At 68.5% G+C, this 25,166-nt stretch carries 20 protein-coding genes; 10 read left to right on the top strand and 10 right to left on the bottom strand.

The window, feature by feature from the left end; all coding sequences use genetic code 11:
* Nucleotides 1-78: 78 nt before the first annotated feature.
* From BLU54_RS07865 to ppa, 4 genes are all read left to right on the top strand, one after another.
* On the top strand, nt 79-1,290 hold the full coding sequence (locus tag BLU54_RS07865) for a uroporphyrinogen-III synthase (RefSeq protein WP_235837850.1): 1,212 nt from the start codon (nt 79-81) through the stop codon (nt 1,288-1,290).
* Nucleotides 1,287-2,429: a uroporphyrinogen-III C-methyltransferase gene (locus BLU54_RS07860; RefSeq protein ID WP_091906804.1), complete on the top strand. Its 1,143-nt coding sequence runs from the start codon at nt 1,287-1,289 to the stop codon at nt 2,427-2,429. Before BLU54_RS07865 ends, BLU54_RS07860 begins: the two co-directional genes overlap by 4 nt.
* A 5-nt stretch (nt 2,430-2,434) precedes the next feature.
* Nucleotides 2,435-3,628, top strand: coding sequence for a heme biosynthesis HemY N-terminal domain-containing protein (locus BLU54_RS07855; RefSeq protein WP_091906802.1), 1,194 nt, complete (start codon nt 2,435-2,437; stop codon nt 3,626-3,628).
* A gap of 115 nt (nt 3,629-3,743) precedes the next feature.
* Nucleotides 3,744-4,271 (top strand): inorganic diphosphatase, encoded by a 528-nt coding sequence (gene ppa, locus BLU54_RS07850; RefSeq protein WP_091906800.1) that lies wholly within the window; start codon nt 3,744-3,746, stop codon nt 4,269-4,271.
* Between the two features lie 448 nt (nt 4,272-4,719).
* On the opposite strand, the gene BLU54_RS07845 is transcribed toward ppa, so the two are convergent.
* The 5 genes from BLU54_RS07845 to BLU54_RS07825 form a co-directional block, all read right to left on the bottom strand.
* On the bottom strand, nt 4,720-5,760 hold the full coding sequence (locus BLU54_RS07845) for a YsnF/AvaK domain-containing protein (protein WP_091906798.1): 1,041 nt from the start codon (nt 5,758-5,760) through the stop codon (nt 4,720-4,722).
* Between the two features lie 52 nt (nt 5,761-5,812).
* Nucleotides 5,813-6,325 carry a YsnF/AvaK domain-containing protein gene (locus BLU54_RS07840; protein WP_091906796.1) on the bottom strand — a complete coding sequence of 171 codons (513 nt, stop codon included), beginning with the start codon at nt 6,323-6,325 and terminating at the stop codon, nt 5,813-5,815.
* A gap of 565 nt (nt 6,326-6,890) precedes the next feature.
* Nucleotides 6,891-8,258: a DUF3100 domain-containing protein gene (locus BLU54_RS07835; RefSeq protein WP_091906794.1), complete on the bottom strand. Its 1,368-nt coding sequence runs from the start codon at nt 8,256-8,258 to the stop codon at nt 6,891-6,893.
* Between the two features lie 61 nt (nt 8,259-8,319).
* A complete protein-coding gene (locus BLU54_RS07830; protein ID WP_091906792.1) occupies nt 8,320-9,855 on the bottom strand; it encodes an aldehyde dehydrogenase family protein in 1,536 nt (511 codons plus the stop codon).
* 184 nt (nt 9,856-10,039) lie between these two features.
* The gene (locus tag BLU54_RS07825) at nt 10,040-10,921 is read right to left on the bottom strand and encodes an NAD(P)-dependent oxidoreductase (RefSeq protein ID WP_091906789.1); all 882 of its coding nucleotides are present in this window, start codon (nt 10,919-10,921) and stop codon (nt 10,040-10,042) included.
* A gap of 170 nt (nt 10,922-11,091) precedes the next feature.
* On the opposite strand from BLU54_RS07825, the gene BLU54_RS07820 reads away from it, so the two are divergent.
* Nucleotides 11,092-12,003 (top strand): LysR family transcriptional regulator, encoded by a 912-nt coding sequence (locus BLU54_RS07820; RefSeq protein WP_091906787.1) that lies wholly within the window; start codon nt 11,092-11,094, stop codon nt 12,001-12,003.
* A gap of 21 nt (nt 12,004-12,024) precedes the next feature.
* On the opposite strand, the gene BLU54_RS07815 is transcribed toward BLU54_RS07820, so the two are convergent.
* Complete coding sequence (locus BLU54_RS07815) at nt 12,025-13,200, bottom strand: GNAT family N-acetyltransferase (RefSeq protein WP_091906785.1); 1,176 nt, start codon at nt 13,198-13,200, stop codon at nt 12,025-12,027.
* A 35-nt stretch (nt 13,201-13,235) separates the two neighbouring features.
* Here BLU54_RS07815 and BLU54_RS07810 point away from each other — a divergent pair, with 35 nt between their 5' ends.
* Together BLU54_RS07810 and BLU54_RS07805 are read left to right on the top strand one after the other, a co-directional pair.
* The gene (locus tag BLU54_RS07810; RefSeq protein ID WP_091906783.1) at nt 13,236-14,912 is read left to right on the top strand and encodes an NAD+ synthase; all 1,677 of its coding nucleotides are present in this window, start codon (nt 13,236-13,238) and stop codon (nt 14,910-14,912) included.
* 54 nt (nt 14,913-14,966) lie between these two features.
* Nucleotides 14,967-15,305, top strand: coding sequence for a P-II family nitrogen regulator (locus BLU54_RS07805; RefSeq protein ID WP_091906782.1), 339 nt, complete (start codon nt 14,967-14,969; stop codon nt 15,303-15,305).
* A 62-nt stretch (nt 15,306-15,367) separates the two neighbouring features.
* Here BLU54_RS07805 and BLU54_RS07800 read toward each other — a convergent pair whose 3' ends face one another.
* The gene (locus BLU54_RS07800) at nt 15,368-16,072 is read right to left on the bottom strand and encodes a Smr/MutS family protein (protein ID WP_091906780.1); all 705 of its coding nucleotides are present in this window, start codon (nt 16,070-16,072) and stop codon (nt 15,368-15,370) included.
* An 81-nt stretch (nt 16,073-16,153) separates the two neighbouring features.
* The gene (gene trxB / locus BLU54_RS07795) at nt 16,154-17,128 is read right to left on the bottom strand and encodes a thioredoxin-disulfide reductase (protein ID WP_091906778.1); all 975 of its coding nucleotides are present in this window, start codon (nt 17,126-17,128) and stop codon (nt 16,154-16,156) included.
* Nucleotides 17,129-17,437: 309 nt separating this feature from the next.
* Between trxB and BLU54_RS24150 the strand changes: the two genes are divergently transcribed.
* Both BLU54_RS24150 and lolA read left to right on the top strand, forming a co-directional pair.
* Entirely contained in the window at nt 17,438-20,170 is a 2,733-nt protein-coding gene (locus tag BLU54_RS24150) for a DNA translocase FtsK (RefSeq protein WP_170845075.1), read from the top strand.
* Nucleotides 20,171-20,186: 16 nt separating this feature from the next.
* Nucleotides 20,187-20,885, top strand: coding sequence for an outer membrane lipoprotein chaperone LolA (lolA, locus tag BLU54_RS07780; protein WP_091906776.1), 699 nt, complete (start codon nt 20,187-20,189; stop codon nt 20,883-20,885).
* Nucleotides 20,886-21,120: 235 nt separating this feature from the next.
* Here the strand turns inward: lolA and cytX are convergent, their stop codons facing one another.
* Nucleotides 21,121-22,401 carry a putative hydroxymethylpyrimidine transporter CytX gene (gene cytX, locus BLU54_RS07775; RefSeq protein ID WP_091906774.1) on the bottom strand — a complete coding sequence of 427 codons (1,281 nt, stop codon included), beginning with the start codon at nt 22,399-22,401 and terminating at the stop codon, nt 21,121-21,123.
* Between the two features lie 247 nt (nt 22,402-22,648).
* Between cytX and BLU54_RS07770 the strand changes: the two genes are divergently transcribed.
* A complete protein-coding gene (locus BLU54_RS07770) occupies nt 22,649-24,061 on the top strand; it encodes a replication-associated recombination protein A (RefSeq protein ID WP_091907346.1) in 1,413 nt (470 codons plus the stop codon).
* A gap of 239 nt (nt 24,062-24,300) precedes the next feature.
* Here the strand turns inward: BLU54_RS07770 and BLU54_RS07765 are convergent, their stop codons facing one another.
* Nucleotides 24,301-25,122, bottom strand: coding sequence for a transporter (locus BLU54_RS07765; RefSeq protein WP_235837848.1), 822 nt, complete (start codon nt 25,120-25,122; stop codon nt 24,301-24,303).
* Nucleotides 25,123-25,166: the final 44 nt, after the last annotated feature.

Raw genomic sequence — 25,166 nt, 5'->3', positions numbered from 1 at the left:
GCACGGATGCTTGAAACGACCATGCCGGCGTACACGACCCTGCCTCCGGTGCCACCTTCGCCTGCCGCTGGATCTACCATGCCTGCTGTCGCTGCCGTGCCGGTCGATGCGGGTGGCGCGCAGCGGCATGCCCAGCCCGCTTCGTTTACGGCGGTGCTGACCCGCCCGGCGGGCCAGTCCGACGTACTGGCCGCCCGCCTGGCGCAGGCGGGCATCGCCAGCATCGACCTGCCGCTGCTGACGATCGACGCGGCCTCCGACCCCCGACCACTCGACGCGGTGTTCGACCGGCTCGACGACTACGCGCTGCTGGTCTTCGTTTCGCCGAATGCGGTGATGCACGCGGCGGCGCGGTGGCGTACCCGTGGCGGCTGGCCGGAAGATTTTGTCCGGCGCGCGCCGCCGCTGGCAGTGGTCGGGCCCGGCAGCCTGCGCGCCTTGCAGGCGGCTGGCCTTGACGCGTGCACGACTGTCTCGCCAGCCGGTGCCGCTGCAATGGCCGACGAACTGGCGGCCGCTTTGGCTCCCGGTTCGGTTGCCCATTCGGTTGCCCATTCGGCTGGCCACTCGGCGGCCGGTTCGGCGGCTGCAACGACAAGCGGAGCAAGCGCGGATGCGGCCGCGGACCCCACCGCAGGAAGCGTCGCAGGAAGCATCGCAGGAAGCGCGGCAGGACGGACCGCGGCGATCGGCAGGCCACCAGCCGCCGAGCCGCGCGCCGGCCATGCCAGAGCGGCGCGCGGCCTGGACGGGCCCGAGCATGAACGACGGGAATCCAGGGAATCGAATGAACCGCGTTTCGACTCGGAAGCGTTGCTCACGGCACTTGCGTTGCACTGGCCAGACGGGCTCGCGGCACTGCGCCAGCGCCGCGTCGCACTGATCCGTGGCGACGGCGGGCGCGAACTGCTCGGCGACAGCCTGCGCAAGGCGGGTGCGCAGGTCGATGCGGTCACCGCCTATCGGCGCGCCGGGCCGCGCTGGGACGACGCGCAGTGGCGCACCGTGCTCGACGGGCTTGGCGGAGTGGGCGGGGGCGGCGGTACGCGTCGCGCGTGGCTGGTCAGCAGTTCCGAAGCCGTCCGGCATTTCGCGGCGGCGGCGCGGCAGCGGCTCGACTTGCCGCAGTGGGACCGCTTGCGCACCGAGACGCTGATCGTGCCGCATCAGCGCATCGCCGAAGCGGCGCGGCAATGCGGGTTTGATACGATAAGGCTTTCCGGCCCCGGCGACGCAGCCATCGCACGGGCCTTTCTCGACGTCGCAGCAGAGCAGACCAGAAGCGTATGACCGATCCGAATCCGATTCCGCCCAATGCCGCGCCGCCGGGCGGCCGGTCCCAGGCTGGCTCCGCCTACCGGACGGCACCGCGCCGCGCGGGCTGGTTCGCGGTGTTGCTCCTGTTACTGCTGATCGCCGCGCTCGCGGCCGGCGGCTACTGGGTCTATCAGCGCCAGCTCGGCCTGGAAGCGCGGCTGGCCTCGGTCGATACGCAGTTGCAGGCGGCGCGCAGCGCAACCGAAGGGGCAGGGCGTCGCGCGGACGCCGCGACCCAGGTAACGCGCGACAGCGAAGCGCGTCTGGCGGCGCTGTCGACGCGTCTCGACGAGGCGCAGCGGCGCGACGATGCGCTGGAGTCGCGCTACCAGGAACTCAACCGCAATCGCGACGACTGGATGTTCAGCGAGATTGAACAGACGCTCGGCACCGCGAGCCAGCAACTGCAGTTGAGTGGTGACACGGAAGCCGCGCTTCGCGCGCTGCGCAGCGCCGACGCACGGCTCAACGGCGTCGACTCGCCGCGCGCGCTCGACGTGCGCCGTGCGATCGCCGCCGACCTCGAGCGGCTTGCGAACACGCCGCGCGTCGACACCGCACGGCGCGCCCAGCAACTCGATCAGGCACTCGCCGCGATCGACCGGTTGCCGCTGGCCGGCGAAACGCCGGCCGCGCGCGCCGCGGCCGCGCCGGTCGCCGCTTCCGCCACGACTGCGACTGCGACGTCCACCACGCCGGCGGCTGGCTGGACCGAGCGGTGGCGCCACTTCTGGCAGCATGCCGGCACGTCGCTTCGGGACAGCCTGGTCGGACTGGTCCAGGTCCGGCGGCTCGACCGCGATGCCGGCGCACGCGATGGCGATCCGATGTTGGTCTCTCCGGCGCAGGACACCGCGTTGCGCGAGAACCTGAAGCTGCGTCTGCTGTCCGCACGCCTGTCCCTGCTCGCGCGGGACGGTGCGACGATGCGCGGCGACCTGCACGCGGCCGACGATGCATTGGCGCGTTACTTCGAGCCGAATGCCCCTGAGGTGACGCAACTGCGCGCGTTGCTGGCCGACCTGGGCCGCGAACCGGCGCAGCTTGCGCCGCCCAGCCTTGACGGCAGCCTCAACGCCTTGCACCAGGCGAATACGGGCAGCGGAGGCTGATCACGATGGCCATGCGTTCCCTTTTCTGGTTGGCGCTGCTGTTCGCAGTCGCCGTGGCGTTGGCGGTCTCCGGGCAAGTCGGCCAGGGGCATGTGATTCTGGTCTATCCGCCGTGGCGGCTCGACATGTCGCTGACCTTTCTGGTCGTGTCGGTGATCGTCGCGTTCGTGCTGGTGTACATCCTGGTGCGCGTGCTGCGCGCTGTGTTCAGCCTGCCGCAGCGCGTCGGCGCCTACCGCGAGCGCTCCCGCGACCAGAAGGCGCACCGCGCGCTGCGCGAGGCGCTCGGCCATCTGTTCGCCGGGCGTTTCGAGAAAGCCGAGAAGGCGGCCCGCCAGTCCGTCGAACACGGGCGCGCGCCGGAAGCGGCGAGTCTGGTCGCGGCACGCGCCGCCCAGGGCATGCGCGAATACACCCGCCGCGACGAATGGCTGGCGCGGGTCGACGGTGCCGACTGGCAGGAGGCCAGATGGCTGGCCGCCGCCGACATGAATCTGGAGGCGCACGATGCCGAGGAGGCAGGCGCTGCGTTGGCGCGGGCCGAGGAAGGCGGCGCGAAGCGGCTCTACGTGCAGCGTCTGGCCTGGCGTGTCGCGCGGCGTCGCGGCGATTGGCAGGGTGTGCTCAACCGGCAGAAGAGCCTGGACAAGCGCGACGCGCTGCCGCCGGAAACGGCCACCCGCGTGCGCCAGCAGGCGCTGGAGCATCTGCTGCATGAACGGCGCGCCGACGCGGACGCGCTGCTCGAACTGTGGCAGCAACTGCCGGCCGCCGATCGCGAAACCCCGCGGCTGGCGGACCTTGCCGCCGGCGAACTGGTCGCGCTCGGCCGTCATGCCGACGCGGCACGCGTCGTGGAACAGGCGCTTGCAGCGAACTGGGATGCGCGCCTGCTCCGCCGATATGCGGAGTGCGCGGACGAGGACGACGCGCGCGCGCCGATCCAGCGCGTCGAGGCCTGGCAGTCCGAACACCCGAACGATGGCGACTTGCTTTACGCCCTGGGCCGCCTGTGTCAACGGCAACGGCTCTGGGGCAAGGCACAGGCATCTTACGAACAGGCGCTGACGCATGCGAGCGACGCGCGCTTGCGCTATCGCATCCAGCGCGCGCTGGGCGAACTGCACGAGGCGCTTGGCGATACCGCGGCGGCGAGCCGCGCTTTCCGCGCCGCCGCACTCGCGCTGGACCTGCGCTGAAACCACCGCTACGTGGCCTTGGCCACCCGGGCGTCGCGTTGCGGTGGCTATAATCGTCGGCTGGGCGCGAAAACGCGCAACGCATCCTTTCTCTTTCCACGACTGCGAGACAGCAATGAGCTTCAATCACGTGCCGGCCGGCAAGGATCTGCCCCACGACTTCAACGTCATCATCGAGATTCCGGCGCAGAGCGATCCGGTCAAGTACGAAGCCGACAAGGAACTGGGGCTGCTCGTCGTCGATCGCTTCATCAGCACCGGCATGCGCTACCCGGCGAATTACGGTTTCATCCCGCAGACGCTTTCCGGCGACGGCGATCCGGTCGACGTGCTGGTGGTGACGACGTTCCCGCTGCTGGCCGGCTCGCTGGTGCGTTGCCGTGCGCTCGGCATGCTGAAGATGACCGACGAGTCGGGCGTCGACGCGAAGCTGGTGGCCGTGCCGGTCGACAAGCTGAGCCCGATGACTGCGTCGCTGAAGTCGATCGACGACGTGCCGGCGTTCCTGAAGGACCAGATCAAGCATTTCTTCGAGCAATACAAGGCGCTCGAGAAGGGCAAGTGGGTGAAGGTCGAGGGCTGGGAAGGCATCGACGCGGCCCACAAGGAAATCACCGAGGGCGTGGCGAACTACAAGCCCTGAGGCGGCTGCTGCATCGCTATGCCGCTCGCCGCTTTTCGGCTTCACCGCTAAACTGCCGTGCCGCTGCTGCTTCGGACGTGCAGCGGCAGCGCGAGGCGGCCTCTGCGATGCCTGCGACGCCACGAAGCCGCGCCATCGCGGCATGAAAAAAGCCGGTCTTGCGACCGGCTTTTTGTTTTGGACTGTCGTCTGGGCACGCCTAGCGCGTCGCCGGCCGCTGACGTCCGCTCGTTCGCTGACGTCCGGTCGTTACCCGCTCATTACCTACACGCACACAGCAGGGGACGACTGGCCGCGTCACGGCTCCGCTGAGACGGCAGGTCGCGGGGCATCGCATGCCGTGACGCGCGATGCCCTGCGGTTCGTGCCCGCCCCCGGCCCCAGCGACGCGGCAGGCGAACTGGACGTGCAGTCTCGGGGGCGACATGCGCCCCTGACTCTGGCCCGCTTACAGCGGCTTGCGATAGGCCGGGTCGGTGGTGGTATCCGAATCCAGCGGCACGTCCGCCGTGCGGTCGAGGGTGCTGCGCGTGTTGATCGTGGTGTCGCCGGGCACCTGCTCCACCTGCACGTCGGTGCCGCGCACCGTGTCGCTGATGGTCTCGGTGCGGGTCGAGGCTTCCTTGCCCACCACGACTTCCTCGACGACGCGTGCGGACTTGTTGACCACCGCGCGTTCCTCGGTGTTGTTCACTTCGGTCCAACCTTCGCGCAGGTCGGCCGCGGTGGCCGGACGATCGACAGCACGGCGCTCGATTGTGGCGTGCTCTTCACGCAGGTTCACCGTCTCGCTGACCGGGCGCTCGGTCACGCGCGAATACACCCGCACGCCACCGTTGTTGACTTCGCGCTTGCCGACTTCGAGTTCTTCCTGAACCACCGCGAAGCGCTGACGCTCGGCATCGGCTTCGTCGCGGCTATACAGCGGCGCAGCGCTGTCGTAGCGGTCGTAACCGGTCTCGCGCCATTGCGCGACACGGCTGTCGATGTCGGCGGCGCCGTTCTGCCACAGGATGTCGCGGGCGCGTTCCACGCGTGCCTCGTCATCGACATCGACCGTCACCAACGTGCCGCCGCGGCGCACCGCCTCGGAGTAGTGGCCGATTTCGTCAGGACGGTCGTCGTTGCCGAACAGGTTGCCGAAGAAATGCTCGATGCGCGACAGAATGCCTTCGTGCGGGCGCTCGGTGCCGGTGTAGGTCGTGCCGGTGGTTGCGGTGCGCGGCAACGCGTCGGCGTCCAGCGAGCCGGTCGTTGCGGCGCGCTGCGTGCCATAGCCGGTGTCCAGCGGATCGGCGCCAAGGCTCGCGGCGCCAGTACCCGTGGCCGGCGTGCCGAACGTGCCGGCATCGGTATAGGTGCCCGCGGCGTAGTCGTCATATGCATGCACGTCGATGTGGGCGCTGCTGAAGCCGTCGCTGACCAGCGCGTTCACTGCATCCTGCGCACGTTGCTTGCTGTCGAAAACGCCGATGATCGTCTGAGCCATGAGAATTCTCCTGTCTGGGCGGCCGTCTGGCCAGGGTTGGGTAAGCGGACGCTCAAGCAACATCCGGCGGTTGCGCCGTTGCTGCCGTCGTGCCCGCTTCGTTTACGTCGGTCCACGGTTGGTCGGGCGCGGCACGCCGCTGCACCTCCACCCGCTCGCGCTTCCACTGCACCGGTTCTACCCGGTCGAAACGCTCCGTGCGCTTCGCGATTCGCACCTCTTCCTTCAACATCAAACGCATTTCCGTGACCGGCACATACTCGAACACGGGCACCACCAGCACATCGCCGTCGTGATACGCCTCGAATTTCGCGGCGACCGGTTGGTTGACGGTGACGCGCTGAATGTCGTACGTCTGCGCTTCGCACGAGACCTGCACTTCGGTGTAGTGCGTCTCCTCGACTTTGCGGAAACGCATCCCTTCTTTCTCGATCTTCACCTTGCCGACTTCCAATACCTCCTCGACAAGGGGCAAGACCACCGGCTCCGCCGTGGCGAGCCATTGCGCGTCCGCCGTGGCGGCAGGCGGCGTCGGAGTCGCGTTGGCGGGTTTCGAGATCGACATGGATACGTTTCCGATGGGTTCGACAGTCTTGACGTTCTATAGAGCACACAGCGTGCCGCGTCGGTCGGATCGGTGCCGAAAGTTGTTACGGAATAAACAGAACGATCGTTCTAAAAACGGGCCGCGGTTTCTGCGGCAAGGTCGACGGAGAAAGAAGGAGTGGGCGCTGCCACACGCTGCCGCAGCATCGCAGCTGCATCAGCCGCTCTCGTAAGCGGGCTGGTTGTGTCCGTGGCGATCTCGCCCGCGCGTGACAGGACATGGGGATGCATAGGGCGATCGACGCGGATCGAGCGTCGCGATTCGAGAGCGCGTGGCCGGCCATGCATCGCCTGCGCGGGGCAGCGCTGCGCGGGAACGGCCGCCGTTCGGCGTGGCTAATGTGGTGTGGGCGGTGTGGGAAGGGAAGGCGAAACCGGAGGGGATGAAGCGCGGGGTGACGGTAACGCCGGCGGTGCAGTGCGAAGCGCACCGGGTGGCGCCGAGCGCCGTGCCAAATTGCGAAGGGTGGCGCAGATCGCGTAGACGGCGCCGCCGGCCCGGCGGCGGCACCCCGTCGCGTCAATCAGTGGTGGAAGATTTGCGCGACCAGCGTTGCGCCGAGGAAGGTGCCGGCGTTTGCGATGAACGACACCAGCACGATGCGCCAGCCGAGCCGGCGGAACGCCGGAATGTCCTTCGCGATCGAGAGGCCGGCGAAGGCCAGCATCGGCGTGGTCACCGCGAGGAAATCGTTCTTCGCGCTGACCGCGGCGATCTGCGTCGCCCACGGACACAGTGGCGAGGTCATGAACATCGCCGCGAGCGACACCCAGCACACGGCGGGGATGCGACGACGCGTCAGCGTCGAGACCGCGTCGCCGACGATCACCGCGCCGAGCATGGCGAGCATCCCCGGCAACAGCGCACCGAAGGCCGTGCCGTGCGCGATCCGGTCGCACAGCATCGCGAAGATCGCGGTCATCACCCAGGCCAGCAGCTTGCCCGGATAGCCCAGCGCGGGGGCTTCGGTGCGGACGCTGGCGACGTCCTGCGCCGTTCCTTCCGCGGCGCGCACCGCCGCATGCGCGGCCGCGTCGCTGGCGGCCGAGGCCCGCGTGCGCCGGCCCAGTACCGGTTCGAGCACGCGATAGCCCCACACTGCCATCGGCAGCGAGATGAACAATGTGAAGTAGGTGCCGATCGTCGTCGTGATCAGGTTGCTGGCGGCGGCGAAGGTCAGCACCTGTTGCGCGACTTCGGGCGATTGCTGTGCCGCGATCGCACCGGAGGCGGCCGCCATCATGCTGCCGGAGCCGACGCCCGACCCCATCGCGAGCGCGACCGGATCGAAGATGCCAAGACTGGCGACGAAGCCGGCCAGCAGGGCGATGAACACCGCGCCAAACACGGTGCCGGTCAGATACTCGGCGAGCACGCCGCGTCCTTCCGGCGAATCCATCCCGTATTTCTCGCCGATGATGGCCAGGCTCGGTTCGCGGCCCACCGAGAAGGTCGCACCGATTGCCTCGCGCTTGATGCCGAGCAGCAGGGCGATCGGCAGGCCCAGCAGGATCGTGCCGACAAAGTGGCCCAGTTCCTGGAAGGCGAGTGCCCAGCCGGCCGCGGCCAGCTTGGGCAGCGCGCCACCCACCAACAGCCCCAATTTGGCGACGAACAGTAGCAGCGCCGGCTGCAGCACCGCGGCCGCGAGGAACTGCGTGGCCACGTCGAGACGCGCGCTGCTGCGCCACCGGCTGCTGGCCAGGCCCAGTGCCGCGCCGAGCAGCAGTGCCCAGATCATCGGCAGCAGCACGATCTTGCCCGGGCCGAGCTTGAACGTGAAGGCGCCGATCCATTCCGCGATCAGCAGAATCACCGCCGCATAGAAGAACAGCTTGACCGTCCGCAGTCCGTCGCTGCCGCTTGGGTTCTGCACGAGTACGTGTGCCATGTCTGCTTCGCTCCCCGCCTGATAAAGGGGCCGCCCCGCGGGGCGGCGTCAGTGGCCAGTGTTAAAGGTAACCGAACGCCGTGGCCGGCTCGCGCGCGGTTTCTACCCAGACGCTCTTGGTCTGCGTGTATTCGAACAGCGCTTCGCGCCCGCTTGACCGGCCGTAGCCGCTCAGGCCGTAGCCGCCGAACGGCGATGCCACGTTGATCGTTTTGTAGCCGTTGATCCAGAACGTGCCGGCGTTGACCTGGGCGGCGACGCGATGGGCGCGGCCGACGTCGCGTGTCCAGACGGCGCCGGCCAGTCCGAAGTCGGTGTCGTTGGCGATTGCCAGGGCCTCGTCCTCGTCGTCGAACGGAATCGCGGCGACGACCGGCCCGAAGATTTCCGCGCGGGCGACGTCCATCGCGTTATGGGCACCGGCCAGCACCGTCGGCGACACGAAATAGCCGCGTTCGACCGGCGTTGCACTGCCGGCGGCCAACGTGGCGCCGCCCTCGACGCCGCGCGCAATCATCGCCATCACGTGATCGAACTGGCGGCGGTTGTTGATCGGCCCCACCTCGGTGCGCTCGTCGAGCGGATCGCCGACGCGGATCTGTCGTGCGCCGCCTGCCACCATCGCGACGAAACGGTCGTAGACGCTGCGTTGCACCAGCAGGCGCGAGCCGGCCACGCAACTCTGGCCGGCACCCGCGAAAATCGCGGCCTGCGCGTTCAGCGCGGCGCGTTCGAGATCGGCATCCTCGAACACCACGTTGGCCGACTTGCCGCCGAGTTCCAGCACGCACGGCAGCACGCGTTTGGCGGCGGCCTCGGCGATGCGCGCGCCGGTGGCGGGCGAGCCCACGAATACCACCTTGGCGATGGCCCGATGCGCGATCGCCGCCTGCGCGACCGTGTGGCCGTAGCCGGCCAGCACATTGATCACACCCTTCGGCAGTCCGGCGCGCTCGGCCAGCATGGCGACCGCGAGCGACGTGAACGGCGTGAGCTCCGACGGTTTGAGGAGCACCGCGTTGCCCATCGCGATCGCCGGCGCCAACTGCCAGCCGCAGGTGAAGACCGGTGCATTCCAAGGCGTGATCTGCAGCACCGTGCCGGCCGGCTCGCGGCGCGTGTAATTCAGATGTGAGGTCGGCACGGGGATCACGTCGCCGTAGAACTTGTCGGCCCAGCCGCCGTAATACTCGAACATTTCCGCCACCTTGGCGGCCTCGGCGCGGCAATCGCGGATCGGCTTGCCGGAACCCAGCGCTTCCAGGTGCGCGATCGCTTCCTGCTCGGCGCGGATCTCGCGCGCAATCGCGAACATCGTGCGGCCGCGCGCCGCGTGGGTCAGCGCCCACCATTGCCGCTGCGCGCGCGGCGCCACGTCGGCGGCGTGCGCCGCGTGGGCCGCGCCGCCGTCACGATACGAGAGGGTAGCTTCGCCGGTGGCTGCGTCGTACAAGGCGACGGTTTCGCCTTCGCCCTCGACCAGCTCGCCGGCGATCCACGAACCGACGGTCCGCGCGGTCGGGAAGAAGTGGCGGAACGCGTCGAGCAGTCGTTCGGCATGCGAAGGAGCGCGCGATGAATTGACTTGGTCGTTCATGTCTGGATCGTTGAGTGAGTTTCTTTGAGTCCGCGCGACGGCGGGCGCGGAGCCGGCCCGCCGTCGGTGCGGGGCGGCGAGCGCATTGGGCCGCTCATCTGCTGGCGCACGCGCTGGTGCGCTTGCCGGTGCACCCGCCGGTGCGCTCGCTCATGTACCTGCTGGCGCCGGCGGCGAGCACGCGTCAATCGCGCGGCGGTACGAACTGGACGATGCGGTTGAAGTCTTCGCCGTCGCCGAGCGTCGCCTCGCTGGCCGCCCACAGCCGGGCCGCGGTTTGTGCGACAGGCGCGTGCACCTGGGCGCCGTCGAGCAGGGCCTCGGCCAGCCGCACGTCCTTGCGCATCAGCTTCATCGTGAAACCGGAATCGAAACGGTCGTTGAAGATCCAGGTCGGATAGTTGGTCAGCGTCGCGCTGTTGCGACCCGAGCCGCCATTGAGCGCGTCGACCAGCTTCTCGGGATCGACGCCGTTGGCCTGCGCGACGCGCACGGCTTCGCTGGCCGCCAGCAGGTGGATGCCGGTCAGCATGTTGTTGATGATCTTCGTCACGTGTCCCGCGCCAACCGGGCCGACGTGCACGCGCTTGGCGCTGATCGCGGCCAGCACCGGTTCGGCGCGCGCAACGTCTTCGCTGCTGCCGCCCAGCACCATCGTCATCGTCGCGGTGGCCGCGCCTTTCGGGCCGCCGCTGACCGGGCCATCGATGAAGGCGATGCCTGCTTCGGCCAAGGCGGCGGCGACGCGGCGGGTGCTGGCGGGTTCGGCGGTGGTGGTGTCGATCACCAGCAAGCCGGGCCGGGCCTGACGGGCGACTCCGTCCGCGCCGAACACGACCTGTTCGACCACTGCCGAGGTCGGCAGCGACAGGATCACACAGTCGACTTCGGCCAGGAGTGCCGCGATCGAGTCCGCTGCGCCGACGCCCTGGTCGGCGAGCGCCGCGGCGACACCGGGCGCGGCGTCGTAGCCCAGCACGGAATGCCCGGCGCGCGCCAGCGAGGTTGCCATGCCGCGTCCCATATTGCCGAGGCCGATCACGCCGACCTTGCCTGTTGTGTTCATTGCGAAGCTCCATTCGATAGGGACTGCCGCCGCGACTTGGGAGACGACTCGCGCTCACGATCTCGCCGCGCGCGCCAGCGGTCCGGCGCTGCCATATTGCGGGCGCCGACGCGTACAATCCATCAACGCCAATATCAAAAGCGTTCTGTTTTTTAGATGGGAGCGGCCGCATGGCGCAGTCGATGAACGAAAGCCGGATCGTCTATCTGTACGAGGCGGTGCGTTGTGGCAGCATTCGGGCCGCCGCGGACTGGCTCGACGTTGCGCCGTCGGCGGTCAGCCGGCAGATCGGCTTGCTCGAAAAGGAATTGGCCGTGCCGTTGATCGAGCGCCATGCGCGCGGCGTCACGCCGACCGCCGCCGGGCAGCAACTGATCGACTACTTCCGGGAGCAGGCCGCGCATCGCGACGATCTGCTGTCGCGTCTCGACGCACTGCGCGGCCTGCGGCGCGGACACATCGACATCGTGCTCGGCGAAGGCTTCGTCGCGGACGTCCTGGCGGGGCCGCTCAGGCTGTTCCGCTCGCAGCACCCGGCGATCACGGTGACGCTGGATCTGGCCGGCACCAACGAAGTGGTGCGGCGCGTCGCCGAGGACGAGGCGGAGATCGGACTGGTGTACAGTCCGCCGCCCGATCCGCGCATCGTGTCGCGACTGGTGTGCACGCAGCCGTTGCAGGCGGTGGTGGGCCCCGCGTTCGCACTGCGCGGCAAACAGAGCGCACTGACGCCGCGCGAACTCGCACGTTTCCCGATGGCGCTGACCCATCCCGCCTACGGTACGCGTCAGATCGTCGAAGCGGTGGCGTTTGCCGAGCGGATCCGCTTCGAGCCGGCCGTGACGACCAACTCGATCGCCATCGTCAAGCAGTTCGTCCGCTCGGAATTGGGCGTGACCTGCCTGCCGGCGTTCGCGGTGTCCGACGAACTCGACGCCGGCACGCTGTTCGCGCTGGAACTGGACCACCCACTGTTCCGACAGGCGCAGGCCCACCTGGTCACGCGCGTCGGGCGCCGTCTGTCAGTGGCGGCAAACCGCATGCTGCAGATGATGGGGGCGCAGATGCGCGCCTTTCGTTGAGCACGCGCCGCCGCGCTGGCGTCAGTCCGACGGCGCGTCGTCGCGCCGGAACGGCGCATGTTCGCGTAGCTCGTCGATGTAGTCGTCGATGCCTTCCTTCTCGCGGCGCAGGAACTGCGCGACCGCATCGGAGAACGCCGGATGCGCGAGCCAGTGCGCCGAGCGGGTGACGGTCGGCATGAAACCGCGCGCCATCTTGTGCTCGCCCTGCGCGCCGCCCTCGAACACCGCCAGCCTCTCTTCGATGCAGAAGATCAACGGCTGGTAGTAGGCGACCTCGAAATGCAGGCACGGCACGCGTTCGAGTGCGCCCCAGTAGCGGCCGAACAGGGTGCCGCCGCGTTCTCGCTGATAGACCAGCAGCGAACTGGCGATCGGCGCGCCGTCGCGTTCGGCGATCACCAGCAGCAGGTTTTCCGGCATCGTGCGTGCGATGGTGCGGAAGAACTCGAGATTCAGGTAGGGCGACGAATGGTGTTCGCGATAGGTGCGCCGGTAGCAGCGATTGAAGAACTGCCAGTCCGCGTCGGTCGCGTCCTCGCCGCGTATGCGCCGGCAGGTCACGCCGGCTTCCGCGACGCGCCGCCGCTCGGCGCGGATGTTCTTGCGCTTCTTCTGTTCGAGACTGGCCAGGAACGCGTCGAAGTCGGCGTAGCCGTCGTTGAGCCAGTGGAACTGCACGCCTTCCCGCAACAGCATGCCGGCTTCCTGCAGCAATGCGCCTTCTTCTGGCGTGGGAAACAGCACGTGCAGCGAGGAAATTTCCTCCGCCCTGGATGCGATCGGGATCAGCGTCTCGGCGAGCGCGCGCCGGGCTGCGTCGTCGGCGGCCAGCATGCGTTGCCCAGCCACCGGGGTGAAGGGGACCGCGGCAAGCAGCTTCGGATAGTAGTCGAGACCGTTGCGCCGATAGGCGTCGGCCCATGCCCAGTCGAACACGTACTCTCCGTACGAGTGGGACTTCACATAGAGCGGCACCGCACCCACCAGCGTTTCGTCCTCGCCGTCGCGCTGCCACAGCGTGACGAACTGCGGCGACCAGCCCGTCTCCGGCGTGGCGCAGCCGGCCTCGGTCAGCGCGCACAGAAATTCATGTCGCAGGAACGGGGTTGGGGCCGGCTGCCTGGCCAGCAGCGCGTTCCATTGTCCACGCTCGATCTCGGCCGGCGAGGCCGCGATGCGCATGAGATAATCCATCGAACCTCGACCTGGCACTTGCCGTTGACTCGTTTATGAGACTTCGAATCGCGCTCGCGCAACTGAATGTGACAGTCGGCGATTTCGCCGGCAACGTCGACCGTATCGTCGCCGCTGCCGAACGAGCGCATGCGGGCGGCGCCCGCCTGATGGTGGCGCCCGAACTCGCGTTGTCGGGCTATCCCCCCGAAGACCTGCTGCTGCGTCCGGCCTTCTATGCGCAGTGCGAGTCGGCGCTGGAGGCGCTGCGTGAACGCCTGGCCCGCTTCGCCGGCCTGCACGTGGTGGTCGGCCATCCCTATCGCAGAAATGATAAAGCAAACGCCCCGATCGAGCGCGGCGTGCCGCCGCGCGATACCTTCAACGCGGCGTCGGTGCTGGCGGACGGCGCGGTGGTGGCGCGTTACCTGAAGCAGGAGCTGCCGAACGCGGAAGTCTTCGACGAGAAGCGCTACTTCGCGCAGGACACCGCGCCATGCGTGTTCGAACTCGATGGCGTGCGTTTCGGCATCGTGATCTGCGAAGACATCTGGCACCGCAGTGCGGCGCTGCTCGCGCAGGCCGCCGGTGCCCAGGTGCTGCTGGTGCCGAATGCCTCGCCGTATCACATCGCCAAGGGCGAGGTGCGGCAGGACATCGTGCGCACGCGCATTGCCGAGACCGGCCTGCCGATGGTGTACGCGAACATGGTCGGCGGCCAGGACGAGCTGGTGTTCGACGGCGGCTCCTTCGTACTGGACCGCGAGGGCGAATTGGTGGCCCGGCTGCCGCAGTTCGAGGAACAGGTGGGCATCGTCGAATTCGACGGCGCCGCGCCGTTGCCGGGCACGGTGGCCGCCACGCTGCCGATCGAGGCGCAGGTCTATCGCGCATTGGTGCTGGGCGTGCGCGACTACGTGTCGAAGAACGGCTTTCCGGGCGTGCTGATCGGGCTTTCCGGCGGCGTCGATTCGGCGCTCGTGCTGGCGGTCGCCTGCGACGCGCTCGGTGCCGAGCGCGTGCGCGCGGTGATGATGCCGTCGCGCTACACCGCCGACATTTCGTTGGCCGACGCGAAGGACATGGCCGCGCGCGTCGGCGTGCGCTACGACATCGTGCCGATCGCACCGATGTTCGACGCGTTCCGTGGCGCGCTCGCGACCGAGTTCGCAGGCCTGCCCGAGGACGCGACCGAGGAAAACATCCAGGCCCGAGTGCGCGGCACGCTGTTGATGGCGCTGTCGAACAAGTTCGGCGCGATCGTCCTCACCACCGGCAACAAGAGCGAGATGGCGGTCGGCTACTGCACGCTGTACGGCGACATGGCCGGTGGTTTCGCGGTGATCAAGGACATCGCGAAGACACTGGTCTACCGGCTCTGCCACTACCGCAACGGCAGCAGCGAATTCGGCCGCGCCGACGTGATTCCGTCACGCATCCTGACGCGCGCGCCGTCGGCCGAACTGCGCGAGAACCAGACCGACCAGGACAGCCTGCCGCCGTACGAGGTGCTCGACGAAATCATGCGCCGGTACATCGAGGAGGACGAGTCGCCTCGCGACATCGTCGCGGCGGGTTTCAGCGCGGCGGACGTGAACCGCGTCACGCGCCTGATCAAGATCAACGAATACAAGCGCCGGCAGGCCCCGATCGGCGTGCGCATCACGCATCGGGCATTCGGCCGCGACTGGCGTTACCCGATCACCTCTCGCTATCAGGAACCGGCCAGCTGACCCAGCGGCCGGCGGCGGGCGATGCCCGCGCCAGCGACCCCATCAGGAGACATCGTGAAGCAGATCACCGCGATCATCAAACCGTTCAAGCTCGACGAAGTGCGCGAGGCCTTGGCGGAAAACGGCCTGACCGGCCTGACCGTGACCGAAGTGAAGGGTTTCGGCCGGCAGAAGGGGCATACCGAGCTGTACCGTGGCGCCGAGTACGTCGTCGATTTCCTGCCGAAGATCCGCGTTGAAGTGGTGGTGGCGGACGAGCAATGCGACAAGGTCATCGACGCGATCGTCGACGCGGCCCGCACCGGCAAGATCGGCGATGGCAAGATCTTCGTCACCGACGTGAGCCGCGTGGTGCGGATCCGGACCGGCGAAGAGGACGAGGCAGCGATCTGAACCAGGCTGATGTCGCGCGCGCCGGCGTCCACCCGGCGCGTCGGCAACACCTCAGGAGCGCCTCAGCAGCGCGTGCGTGTCGGTTGCAGCAGCACCAGTACCGCGCCGGCGCCGCCATCGCGATCCCGCGTCTCCGCGAACGCGAGCACCTCGTTCTTCTGGGTCAGCCAGCTGCGTACCTTGCCTTTCAGCACGGGCTCGCGGTTGGCCGAGCCAAGGCCCTTGCCGTGGATCACGCGCAGGCAGCGCAAGTGCTGCTTGCCCGCTTCGTGAATGAAGCTGGACAGTGCTTCGCGCGCTTCCTCGCGGCGCAGCCCGTGCAGGTCCAGCTGCGCCTGCACGACCCATTCGCCGCGCCTGAGGCGACGGACGACGTCGAAGCCGATGCCGTTGCGCCGGAACGAGATCGAGTCGTCGGAGTCGAGCATCATGTCCGGATCGTAGGCATCGGACAATGCGTCGCGCATCACCTGCGCCTCGTCGCGCCGCGTGTGCAGCGGCACCGGCAGCGGCCGGGGAGGCGAGGTCACGACATGTTCCTCGGCGCGCAGCGGCGTTACCGTGCCGATCGAACGCCGGAACAGGTCGGCATCGGCCGCCGCTTGCGCGGCCGCTTCGCGGCGGCGCGCCTCGGCCCGGGCTTCGGCCGCGGCGCGTTGGGACAACTGGTCGCGCAATGCGCCCAGCAACGAGAGGTCATGCACCGCCACGGCCGGCGGTGCGTCGGCCTTGCCGGGCTTGCCGCCAGGTTTGCGGTGTCGGGCCATCGCATACGGGTCCGGGTGCGTGTCCGGCGATGCCGGGCACGCAAGGGCAGGGAGGGGCGCGGTCGGCGGCGCGCCGTCAGCTCACCACTTCTGCAGGCTTTCGGTGGCTTCCGGATCTTCCAGGAAGCGCTGCGCGTCCAGTGCCGCCATGCAGCCGGTGCCGGCGCTGGTGATTGCCTGGCGATAAACGTGGTCCTGCACGTCGCCCGCCGCGAACACGCCGGGCAGGCTGGTCATCGTCGCGTAGTTCTTGCCGTTGCGGCCCGTCACGATATAGCCGTTCTCCATCTCGATCTGACCCGCGAAGAGGTCGGTGTTCGGCTTGTGACCGATCGCGATGAACACGCCCTGCACCGCGACGTCCGCCGTCGCACCGTCGCCCGCCTTCAGGCGCACGCCGGTCACGCCGGAATCGTCGCCCAGCACTTCGTCGAGGACCTGGTTGTAGCGGATCTCGACCTTGCCTTCCTTTTCCTTCGCGAGCAGCCGGTCGATCAGGATCGGCTCGGCGCGGAACTTGTCGCGCCGATGCACGACCGTGACCTTGTTCGCGATATTGGACAGGTACAGCGCTTCCTCGACCGCGGTATTGCCGCCCCCGACCACCGCGACATCCTGGTTCTTGTAGAAGAAGCCGTCGCAGGTCGCGCAGGCCGACACGCCCTTGCCCATGAATGCCTCTTCGGACGGCAGGCCGAGATACTGCGCCGAAGCGCCGGTGGCGATCACCAGCGTGTCGCACGTGTATTCGCCGGCGTCGCCCAACAGGCGGAACGGGCGCGAGCCGAGTTCGACGGTGTGGATGTGGTCGAACACGATGTCGGTGTTGAAGCGTTCGGCGTGTTCCAGAAAACGCTGCATCAGTTCGGGGCCCTGCACGCCATTGGCGTCCGCCGGCCAGTTCTCGACGTCGGTGGTCGTCATCAACTGCCCGCCCTGGGCCATGCCGGTGACCAGCAGCGGCGACAGGTTGGCACGCGCGGCGTAGATGGCCGCCGTGTAGCCGGCCGGGCCGGAGCCGAGAATCAGGACTTTGGCGTGTTTGTTTTGCGACATGGACGTGTTTCCGACAATATGGATCGGTGCGCGGCGTGCCTGGATGACGGACGCCGCGTACCGATCGGAGCCTGCCGGCCGCCGCGCGCCGGATGCGTCGCGCTGGCCGGATAGATGTTCCGGGTCTGGATGTAGAGGTGTATATGATACTAGCGGTGCCGGCCTGCCGCTGGCACCCGAGCGGGCGCCCCGGCGCCATGCGTTTACAATAGTCGGATTGAAATACGGGAGGCGCAACGCCTCCGGCACTGCTCAGAGTCAATGGCCAAATCCTCCGCTTCCTCGGCCGCGCCGGTCCTTCCTCATCGGATGTCGCGGCTTTTCACCGAAATCCGCTGGCTGATACAGATCGCGCTCGCACTCCTGCTGCTGCTTGCGCTGCTCAGCTACGATCCGCGCGATCCCGCGTGGACGCACGCGGCGCAGGTGACCCGCGTCGCGAACTGGGGCGGCCGCGTCGGCGCCTATGTGTCCGACCTGATGCTGCTGATGTTCGGCATGTCCGCCTATTGGTGGGTGCTGTTGATCGCGCGCCGCGTCGCGTCCGTCTTCCGGCGCCTGAACGGTATCGCGGAGCCGCCCGGCCAACATGGCGAGGGCGGCTGGCTGATCGAGTCCTTCGCGTTCGTACTGCTGCTGGTCAGCAGCACCGGCATCGAGGCGCTGCGGATGTGGTCGCTGCCGGTCGCGCTGCCGCGCGCGCCGGGCGGCGTGCTGGGCGACGTGGTCGCGCGCGCGGTCTCGATGGCGCTCGGTTTCACTGGCGGCACCTTGCTGTTGCTGTTCGCGATGGCCATTGCCAGCTCGCTGTTCTTCCGCTTCTCGTGGTTGTCGGTTGCCGAGCGTCTGGGCGATGGCATCATTTCGGCCGTGACGCTGGCCCGCCTGCGCCAGGAAGCGCGCCGCGACCGACGCCTGGGCGAAGCGGCGGCCAGCGAGCGCGGCAGCGTGGTCGCACGTTCACGCCGCGGCGCCGAGACCATGGCCGCGCCGGTGGCGCCGGCTGCGGTGGCCACGGTGCCGGCCGCCGGCGCCGGGGCGCGCCGCGAGCGCGCCGCCGTGGAGCCGACGCTGGCGCGCGAGCCGTCGTTCGATGCCGCGACCGATGGCTTCGACGATGCTTACGACGACGCCTACGACGATGTCCGTGACGCGATGCCGCGCAAGGGCAGGAAAGCCGAGTCGGCCGCCCCGGCGCGTCCGGCGCCGGCCGAACTGCCCCGGGACGGCGCCGACGCGCTCGATCCGCCGTTCGATCCGCCCTATGTTGGCGAAGCGCAGGCAAATCGGCCGGAGCCGCGCTTCGGAGCGGTCGAAAAGCTGCTGGGCAAGGTTGTACGCCGCAAGGACGAGGCCGGCGGACCGCGTACCGAGCCGGCGGTCGGATTGGACGACGCCGAGGCGCCGGTGCGTGGCGCCGCGCCGGCCGCGCGCGCGGCCGACCGGGCGGTCGACCGTCCGGCCGACAAGGTCGAGCGTGCGGCGGAGCGTCCAAGCCGCGGCGCGACCGAAAGCTATCTGACCGTGCCGGTCACGCCGCAGTTCGTCGACCATGGCGATGGCTCGCTGCCGTCGCTGTCGCTGCTCGATCCGGCGCCGACCGTGCAGGAAGTGGTGTCGAGCGAGACCATCGAGTTCACCAAGCGGCTGATCGAGAAGAAGCTGAAGGACTTCGGCGTCGAGGTGGCGGTGATGGACGCGTTCGCCGGGCCGGTGGTCACCCGCTACGAGATCGAGCCCGCGACCGGCGTGAAGGGCAGCCAGATCGTCAATCTCGCGAAGGATCTGGCGCGTTCGCTGTCGCTGGTCTCGATCCGGGTGGTCGAAACCATTCCGGGCAAGAACCTGATGGGCCTGGAACTGCCGAACAGCCGGCGGCAGACCGTGCGGCTGTCCGAGGTGATCGGCGCGGACGTCTACAACCGTGCCGGGTCGCCGTTGACGATGGCGCTCGGCAAGGACATCAGCGGCAATCCGGTGTGCGCGGATCTCGCCAAGATGCCCCACCTGCTGGTGGCCGGCACCACCGGCTCGGGCAAGTCGGTCGGCATCAACGCGATGATTTTGTCCTTGCTCTACAAGGCGCGTGCCGATGAAGTGCGGATGATCCTGATCGATCCGAAGATGCTCGAAATGAGCGTCTACGAAGGCATCCCCCATCTGCTGTGCCCGGTGGTCACCGACATGCGGCAGGCGGGCAATGCGCTGAACTGGACGGTCGCCGAGATGGAGCGGCGCTACAAGCTGATGAGCAAGCTCGGCGTGCGCAACCTCGCCGGCTACAACACGAAGATCGACGACGCCGCGAAACGCGGCGAGAAGATCCCGAATCCGTTCAGCCTGACGCCCGACGCGCCGGAGCCGATCGACCGGCTGCCGTCGATCGTCGTGGTGATCGACGAGTTGGCCGACCTGATGATGGTGGTCGGCAAGAAGGTCGAGGAACTGATCGCCCGTATCGCGCAGAAGGCGCGGGCGGCGGGCATCCATCTGATCCTGGCCACGCAGCGGCCGTCGGTCGACGTGATCACCGGCCTGATCAAGGCCAACGTGCCGACCCGGATCGCGTTCCAGGTGTCGTCGAAGATCGATTCGCGCACCATTCTCGACCAGCAGGGCGCGGACACGCTGCTCGGCATGGGCGACATGCTGTATCTGCCGCCGGGCACCGGCCTGCCGGTGCGCGTGCACGGTGCGTTCGTGTCCGACGACGAAGTGCACCGGGTGGTCGAGCGTCTGAAGGAACAGGGCGAGCCGAACTACATCGAGGGCCTGCTCGAGGGCGGCGTGGCGGAAGGCGAGGAAGGCGGCGGGGCCGGCGGCGGCGAGGGCGGCGACGAATCGGACCCGTTGTACGATCAGGCCGTCGAGGTCGTGGTCAAGAACCGGCGCGCGTCGATCTCGCTGGTGCAGCGTCATCTGCGCATCGGCTACAACCGCGCGGCGCGCCTGCTCGAACAAATGGAGAACTCGGGACTGGTGTCGCCGATGTCGTCGAACGGCAATCGTGAAATACTGGTACCGAACCGCGACATCGAATAGGAAGGATCAGAACGTAATGAGTGCCCATTTCCGAGCTGTCTCCCCGAAACCGTACGCTGGCCCGTTGCGCCGCGCCACGCTGGTGCTGGCCGGCGTGGCCGCCGCGCTCTGCATCGCGACGCCGGCGTTCGCCGGCGGCATCGAGCAGTTGAAGACCTTCGTGGCCCAGGTGAAGACCGCGCGTGGCGACTTCGTGCAGAAGCAGGTCAAGACCGGTGGCCAGGCGAATGGACAGTCGGCTGGCGCGCAGGGTGGCGGGACCGCCACCGGCAATTTCGTGTTCTCGCGTCCCGGCCGCTTCGTCTGGCACTACAACAAGCCTTACGAGCAACTGCTGCAGGCGGACGGCAAGACGTTGTACGTCTATGACAAGGACTTGAACCAGGTCACCGAGCGCGCGCTCGGCGATGCGCTGGGCGCCAGCCCGGCGGCGATCCTGTTCGGCAGCAACGAAATCGAAAAGAGCTTCAACCTGAAGGATGCCGGCGCGCAGGATGGCGTCGAAAAGGTCGAACTCACGCCGAAGGCCAACGATACGCAGTTCGAACGCATCATCATCGGCTTCAGGCAAGGCACGCTGGACACGATGGAGCTGCGCGACGTGTTCGGCAACGTGACCATGCTGACGTTCGCGAACATCCAGCGCAACCCCGCGCTCGATAGCAACACGTTCCGCTTCACCCCGCCAAAGGGCGCGGACGTGGTCAAGGGCTGATCGGGGCAACCCGGGCGCAGCGCGGTCGGGTGCCGTCACGCACGCTCGCGGCCCGTGTGCGGTGCCGACCGCGGCTACCGGTGGCGGCTGGCGGCTGGCGGCTGAGGATGGGGCGGAGCGCCACCGGTGGCCGCTCCTAGCCGAGCGGCGACAGCCTCAGCCCTCAGCGCGGTGACCGCGTTGGCAGCGGCCGCGACGCAATCGCGGCGCGCATGCGATGCAGTCGTTCGCCCGGTCAGGCGCGATGTTGCGCGAAGCGACGCTGTGCGCCGCGCTGCATCAGCCAATGCGCGAGCGCCGCGATCGCCAGGGCCGGCAGGGTCGCGCCGGCGTCCGGCAGCCAGCGGGCGATCGCGTGATAGGCGGCGATGCCGAGCGCCCAGGCGAGATACGGCAGACCGCGCCAGCCACCGTTTGCCTGCGGCGCGCGGCGGCGCCGCAGCACGAAGTGATCGGTCAACACCACGCCGAACAGCGGCGCGAACACCGACCCGATCAGCAGCAGGAAATTCTCGTAGCGGGCCATCGGTACGGTCAACGCGGCCAGCGTCGCGGCGGCGCCGAACGCGAGCGCCAGCACGGGCGTACGCGCTGACGGCAGCAGCACGCCGCCCGAGACGGCAGCCGAATGAATGTCCGCGAATGCGTTGTCGGTTTCGTCGATCAGGATCAGCAGCAGCGCGAAACCGCCACCGGCCAGCGCCAGCGAGCGCGTCAGCATGTCGCCGCCGCCAGCCGCCAGTCCATAGGCCGCGCCCAGCAGGTAGAACCAGCAATTCGCGATGCCGTAGCCGGCTGCGGTGCCGATGAACATGCCACGCGGGCTGCGCCCGAAGCGCGAGTAGTCGGCGATCAGCGGCAGCCACGACAGCGGCATGGCGATGACCAGATCGAGGCTGGCGCCGAAGGCCAGGCCGCCGGTGCCGGCGCGATGCCACAAGGCCGCGACGTCCTCGTGGGCGAACAGATTCCAGCTCAGCCAGAGCGCGGCCGCCAGCAGCAGCCATAGGCCCCAGCTGCGCAGGAAGCGGCGCACGAACGACAGCGGGCCGGCGATCGCCAGCCAGGTGGCGAGCGCGCCGAAGATCACGGTCCACAGCAGCGGATGCGAGACGCCGAAGGCCTGACTCGTCAGCGCGTTCGCCGAGTCGCGCATCACGATGATCTCGAACGCGGCCCAACCGAACAGTTGCACCACGTTCAGGCACGCCGGCAATGTGGCGCCGCGCCGGCCCAGCGCCGGCGCCAGCGAGGCCATCGCGGCGGTGCCGGTGTCCGCGCCGATCGTCGCCACCAGCGCCAGCAGCAGCACGCCGATCGCACTGCCGACCACGATCGCCGCGCACGCCTGCGGCAGCGACAGCGCCGGCACCAGCAGCGCGCCGGCCTGCAGCACCAGCAGGCCGATGCCCAGCGAGAACCATAATGCGAACGCGTCGCGGCCACTGAACACGCGTTCCGACGGAGGCACCGGCGCGGCCGGCGAATAGGAGGATCGCTGCGGGGTATCGCTCATCGTGATCGGCGCCTGGCCAGTGACAGTTTTCGGGACAACGGAGGGCGGTTGCGGCTGCGGCTACGGCTACGGTTGCGCTTGCAGCGGCGGCGAGGCGAGCCACCGCGCCGCATCGCCCGCCATTGCGCGCGGATTATCTCAAAAAGCGCCGGCGTTGCGGAAACGCCCCTGCTGGCATAATCGAATGACCCGCCTTTCACAGCCGCTTCAACGCCGGACCGGCAGCAAGGTCCCGGCCGACCCAACGATGATTGATCTCGACCCCGCTCACGCCACGCCGCTCGCCGAACGCCTGCGCCCGAAGAACATCGGCGAGGTGATCGGCCAGCGCCACCTGCTCGGCCCCGACAAGCCGCTCGCGGTGGCTTTCGCGTCGGGCGAGCCGCATTCGATGATCCTGTGGGGGCCGCCCGGCGTCGGCAAGACCACGCTGGCGCGCCTGATGGCGAATGCCTTCGATTCGGCGTTCATCGCGTTGTCCGCCGTGCTCTCCGGCGTGAAGGACATCCGCGAAGCCGTGGAGATGGCCCGCAATTACCAGGCGCACGGCAAGCGCACGCTGGTCTTCGTCGACGAAGTGCACCGCTTCAACAAGAGCCAGCAGGACGCCTTTCTGCCGCATGTGGAGTCGGGTCTGTTCGTGTTCATTGGCGCCACCACCGAGAACCCGTCGTTCGAGGTCAACGGCGCGTTGCTGTCGCGCGCGGCCGTCTACGTGCTGAAAAGCCTCGACGACGAGGAAATGGGCGAGCTGCTGTCGCGCGCGCTGCACGAGCTGGGCGATCTGGAAACCGACGAGGAAGCGCGCCATGCGCTGATCGCCTCGGCGGATGGCGACGGCCGCAAGCTGCTGAACAACGTGGAAATCGCGGCGCGCGCCGCCGTGCGGACGCCCGCGCGACGCATCGACGCGGCCTTGCTGGCGTCGTCGCTGGCGCAGAACCTGCGCCGCTTCGACAAGGGCGGCGACGCGTTCTACGATCAGATCAGCGCGCTGCACAAGTCGGTACGCGGCAGCGACCCGGACGCCGCGCTGTACTGGTTCTGCCGGATGCTCGATGGCGGCGCCGATCCCCGCTATCTGGCCCGGCGGATCGTCCGGATGGCGTGGGAGGATATCGGCATTGCGGACCCCAGGGGCGCGCGCATCGCGCTCGATGCCGCCGAGACCTATGAACGGCTCGGCACGCCGGAAGGCGAGCTGGCCCTCGCCCAGGCGCTGATCTACCTCGCCGTGGCGGCAAAATCGAACGCCGGCTACAACGCGTACAACGCCGCCCGCCGCTTTGTGTCGCAGGACAAGAGCCGGCCGATCCCGATCCACCTGCGCAACGCGCCGACCAAGCTGATGAAGGAGCTGGGCTACGGCCACGAGTACCGCTATGCGCACGACGAACCGAATGCGTACGCGGCCGGGGAAAGCTACCTGCCGGAGGGCATGCCGGCGCCGAACTGGTATCGGCCGACGCCGCGTGGTCTGGAGCAGAAGATCGGCGAGAAGCTGGCGTGGTTGTCGCAGCTGGATGCGCAGGCCCGCGCGTCGGCGCCCAGTCGCGGCGCCGCCAAGCAGGACGCCGCGACCCAGGGCAGAAAGGCGACGACACGGGGCGGCGTCGCCGCAACGCCGCCGGAGAGCGCGGCGGCGGACGGCGACGACTGAATTGCCGAAGCGGCGCTCGGCGGCGCATGGCGGCGCCGGCGCAGTGCCGGGCCGCGTCCGTGTCAGGCGGTCTTGACGGTGGCGGGGGTAATCGCTTCGGCGAAATCGCGCTCGACGCTCATGCGCATGCCGGCGAACGCCGAGATGGCCGGGCGGAACGACGGCACGGATTGATATGGAGCGGCACGGGCGGGGCCTGCGCCCCGCCATGCACCCGGCACCGGTGCCGCTTTCACGGATCACCAATGCAGCGTGAGACCCGCCATCAGCGAGTGATCGTAGGTCTCGCGATTGAGCCCACGCCGATACCCGACGTCGAGATCGACGGTCTTGTTCGGACTCCAGATCGCGCCGACGATCGCGAAGGCTGGCGCGCGATCGGCGCTGCGATCCTCGTTGGCCGTGGTGCCGACGTTTGCGACGAGCTGAACCGACGGCACGATTCGATACAGCACCGCGGCCGAGGCCTGCCAGATCCGGCTGCGGTTGTTCTGGTCGTTGGGTGCCCAGGTGTTGCCGACGCTGCCGAGCAGGGTCAGCGGGCCCTGCGAGAACTGCCCCAGGAGCAGCGCGACGGCGCCGGTCTGGCCGTTGCCAAGGCCCCTGCTGGTGCTGCCGGTGGGCAGGATGGCCGCGGCGCGTACCGCCACCGAGAACGGACCGGAGTCGATGAAGCGCCACTTCGCGCCAACTTCCGTGTCGCCGATGCCGGAGCCGACGCCATAGGGCGCGGCCGAAGTGCTGGTGTAGGGCAAGGTCGCATAGACGTCGACGGTCTCGCCGATGCCCCGGGTGAGCGTGGTGCCGAACAGCACCTGACGCCCATCGTCGTCCTGATGGCTGGTGCGCTCGGCGTTGAATTCGGCCTGCCAGCCGCCGTTGCCCTGGGTGCCGGGGTCGTCCGTGAAGAGTGGATGTGCCGCGTGCGCTGGAGGGCTTGCGACCAGCGCGGCGGCGGCCAGCGCGGCGGCCGCTCGGCGTGGCCCGCCCCCCTGGCCTTCCTGCCTATGCCGCGGCGTTTGTTGCGTCCCGTCACGCGGCGTGTATCGATGCATCGTCATGGTTCTTTCAAGTTGATGAAGCGGTTTCTTGCAGGCTTGCGTGG

The organism is Chitinasiproducens palmae (genome assembly GCF_900095735.1).
Lineage (GTDB): Bacteria > Pseudomonadota > Gammaproteobacteria > Burkholderiales > Burkholderiaceae > Chitinasiproducens > Chitinasiproducens palmae.
The sequence above is the reverse complement of the archived record's forward strand: the minus strand, read 5'-3'. Positions and strand labels throughout refer to the sequence as shown.

Bases quoted from the DNA above. Each gene is read 5' to 3' on its own strand.
- BLU54_RS07865 (WP_235837850.1), top strand. From the start codon at position 79: ATGCCTGCTGTCGCTGCCGTGCCGGTCGATGCGGGTGGCGCGCAGCGG.
- BLU54_RS07860 (WP_091906804.1), top strand. From the start codon at position 1,287: ATGACCGATCCGAATCCGATTCCGCCCAATGCCGCGCCGCCGGGCGGC.
- BLU54_RS07855 (WP_091906802.1), top strand. From the start codon at position 2,435: ATGGCCATGCGTTCCCTTTTCTGGTTGGCGCTGCTGTTCGCAGTCGCC.
- ppa (WP_091906800.1), top strand. From the start codon at position 3,744: ATGAGCTTCAATCACGTGCCGGCCGGCAAGGATCTGCCCCACGACTTC.
- BLU54_RS07845 (WP_091906798.1), bottom strand. From the start codon at position 5,760: ATGGCTCAGACGATCATCGGCGTTTTCGACAGCAAGCAACGTGCGCAG.
- BLU54_RS07840 (WP_091906796.1), bottom strand. From the start codon at position 6,325: ATGTCGATCTCGAAACCCGCCAACGCGACTCCGACGCCGCCTGCCGCC.
- BLU54_RS07835 (WP_091906794.1), bottom strand. From the start codon at position 8,258: ATGGCACACGTACTCGTGCAGAACCCAAGCGGCAGCGACGGACTGCGG.
- BLU54_RS07830 (WP_091906792.1), bottom strand. From the start codon at position 9,855: ATGAACGACCAAGTCAATTCATCGCGCGCTCCTTCGCATGCCGAACGA.
- BLU54_RS07825 (WP_091906789.1), bottom strand. From the start codon at position 10,921: ATGAACACAACAGGCAAGGTCGGCGTGATCGGCCTCGGCAATATGGGA.
- BLU54_RS07820 (WP_091906787.1), top strand. From the start codon at position 11,092: ATGGCGCAGTCGATGAACGAAAGCCGGATCGTCTATCTGTACGAGGCG.
- BLU54_RS07815 (WP_091906785.1), bottom strand. From the start codon at position 13,200: ATGGATTATCTCATGCGCATCGCGGCCTCGCCGGCCGAGATCGAGCGT.
- BLU54_RS07810 (WP_091906783.1), top strand. From the start codon at position 13,236: ATGAGACTTCGAATCGCGCTCGCGCAACTGAATGTGACAGTCGGCGAT.
- BLU54_RS07800 (WP_091906780.1), bottom strand. From the start codon at position 16,072: ATGGCCCGACACCGCAAACCTGGCGGCAAGCCCGGCAAGGCCGACGCA.
- trxB (WP_091906778.1), bottom strand. From the start codon at position 17,128: ATGTCGCAAAACAAACACGCCAAAGTCCTGATTCTCGGCTCCGGCCCG.
- BLU54_RS24150 (WP_170845075.1), top strand. From the start codon at position 17,438: ATGTCGCGGCTTTTCACCGAAATCCGCTGGCTGATACAGATCGCGCTC.
- lolA (WP_091906776.1), top strand. From the start codon at position 20,187: ATGAGTGCCCATTTCCGAGCTGTCTCCCCGAAACCGTACGCTGGCCCG.
- cytX (WP_091906774.1), bottom strand. From the start codon at position 22,401: ATGAGCGATACCCCGCAGCGATCCTCCTATTCGCCGGCCGCGCCGGTG.
- BLU54_RS07770 (WP_091907346.1), top strand. From the start codon at position 22,649: ATGATTGATCTCGACCCCGCTCACGCCACGCCGCTCGCCGAACGCCTG.
- BLU54_RS07765 (WP_235837848.1), bottom strand. From the start codon at position 25,122: ATGACGATGCATCGATACACGCCGCGTGACGGGACGCAACAAACGCCG.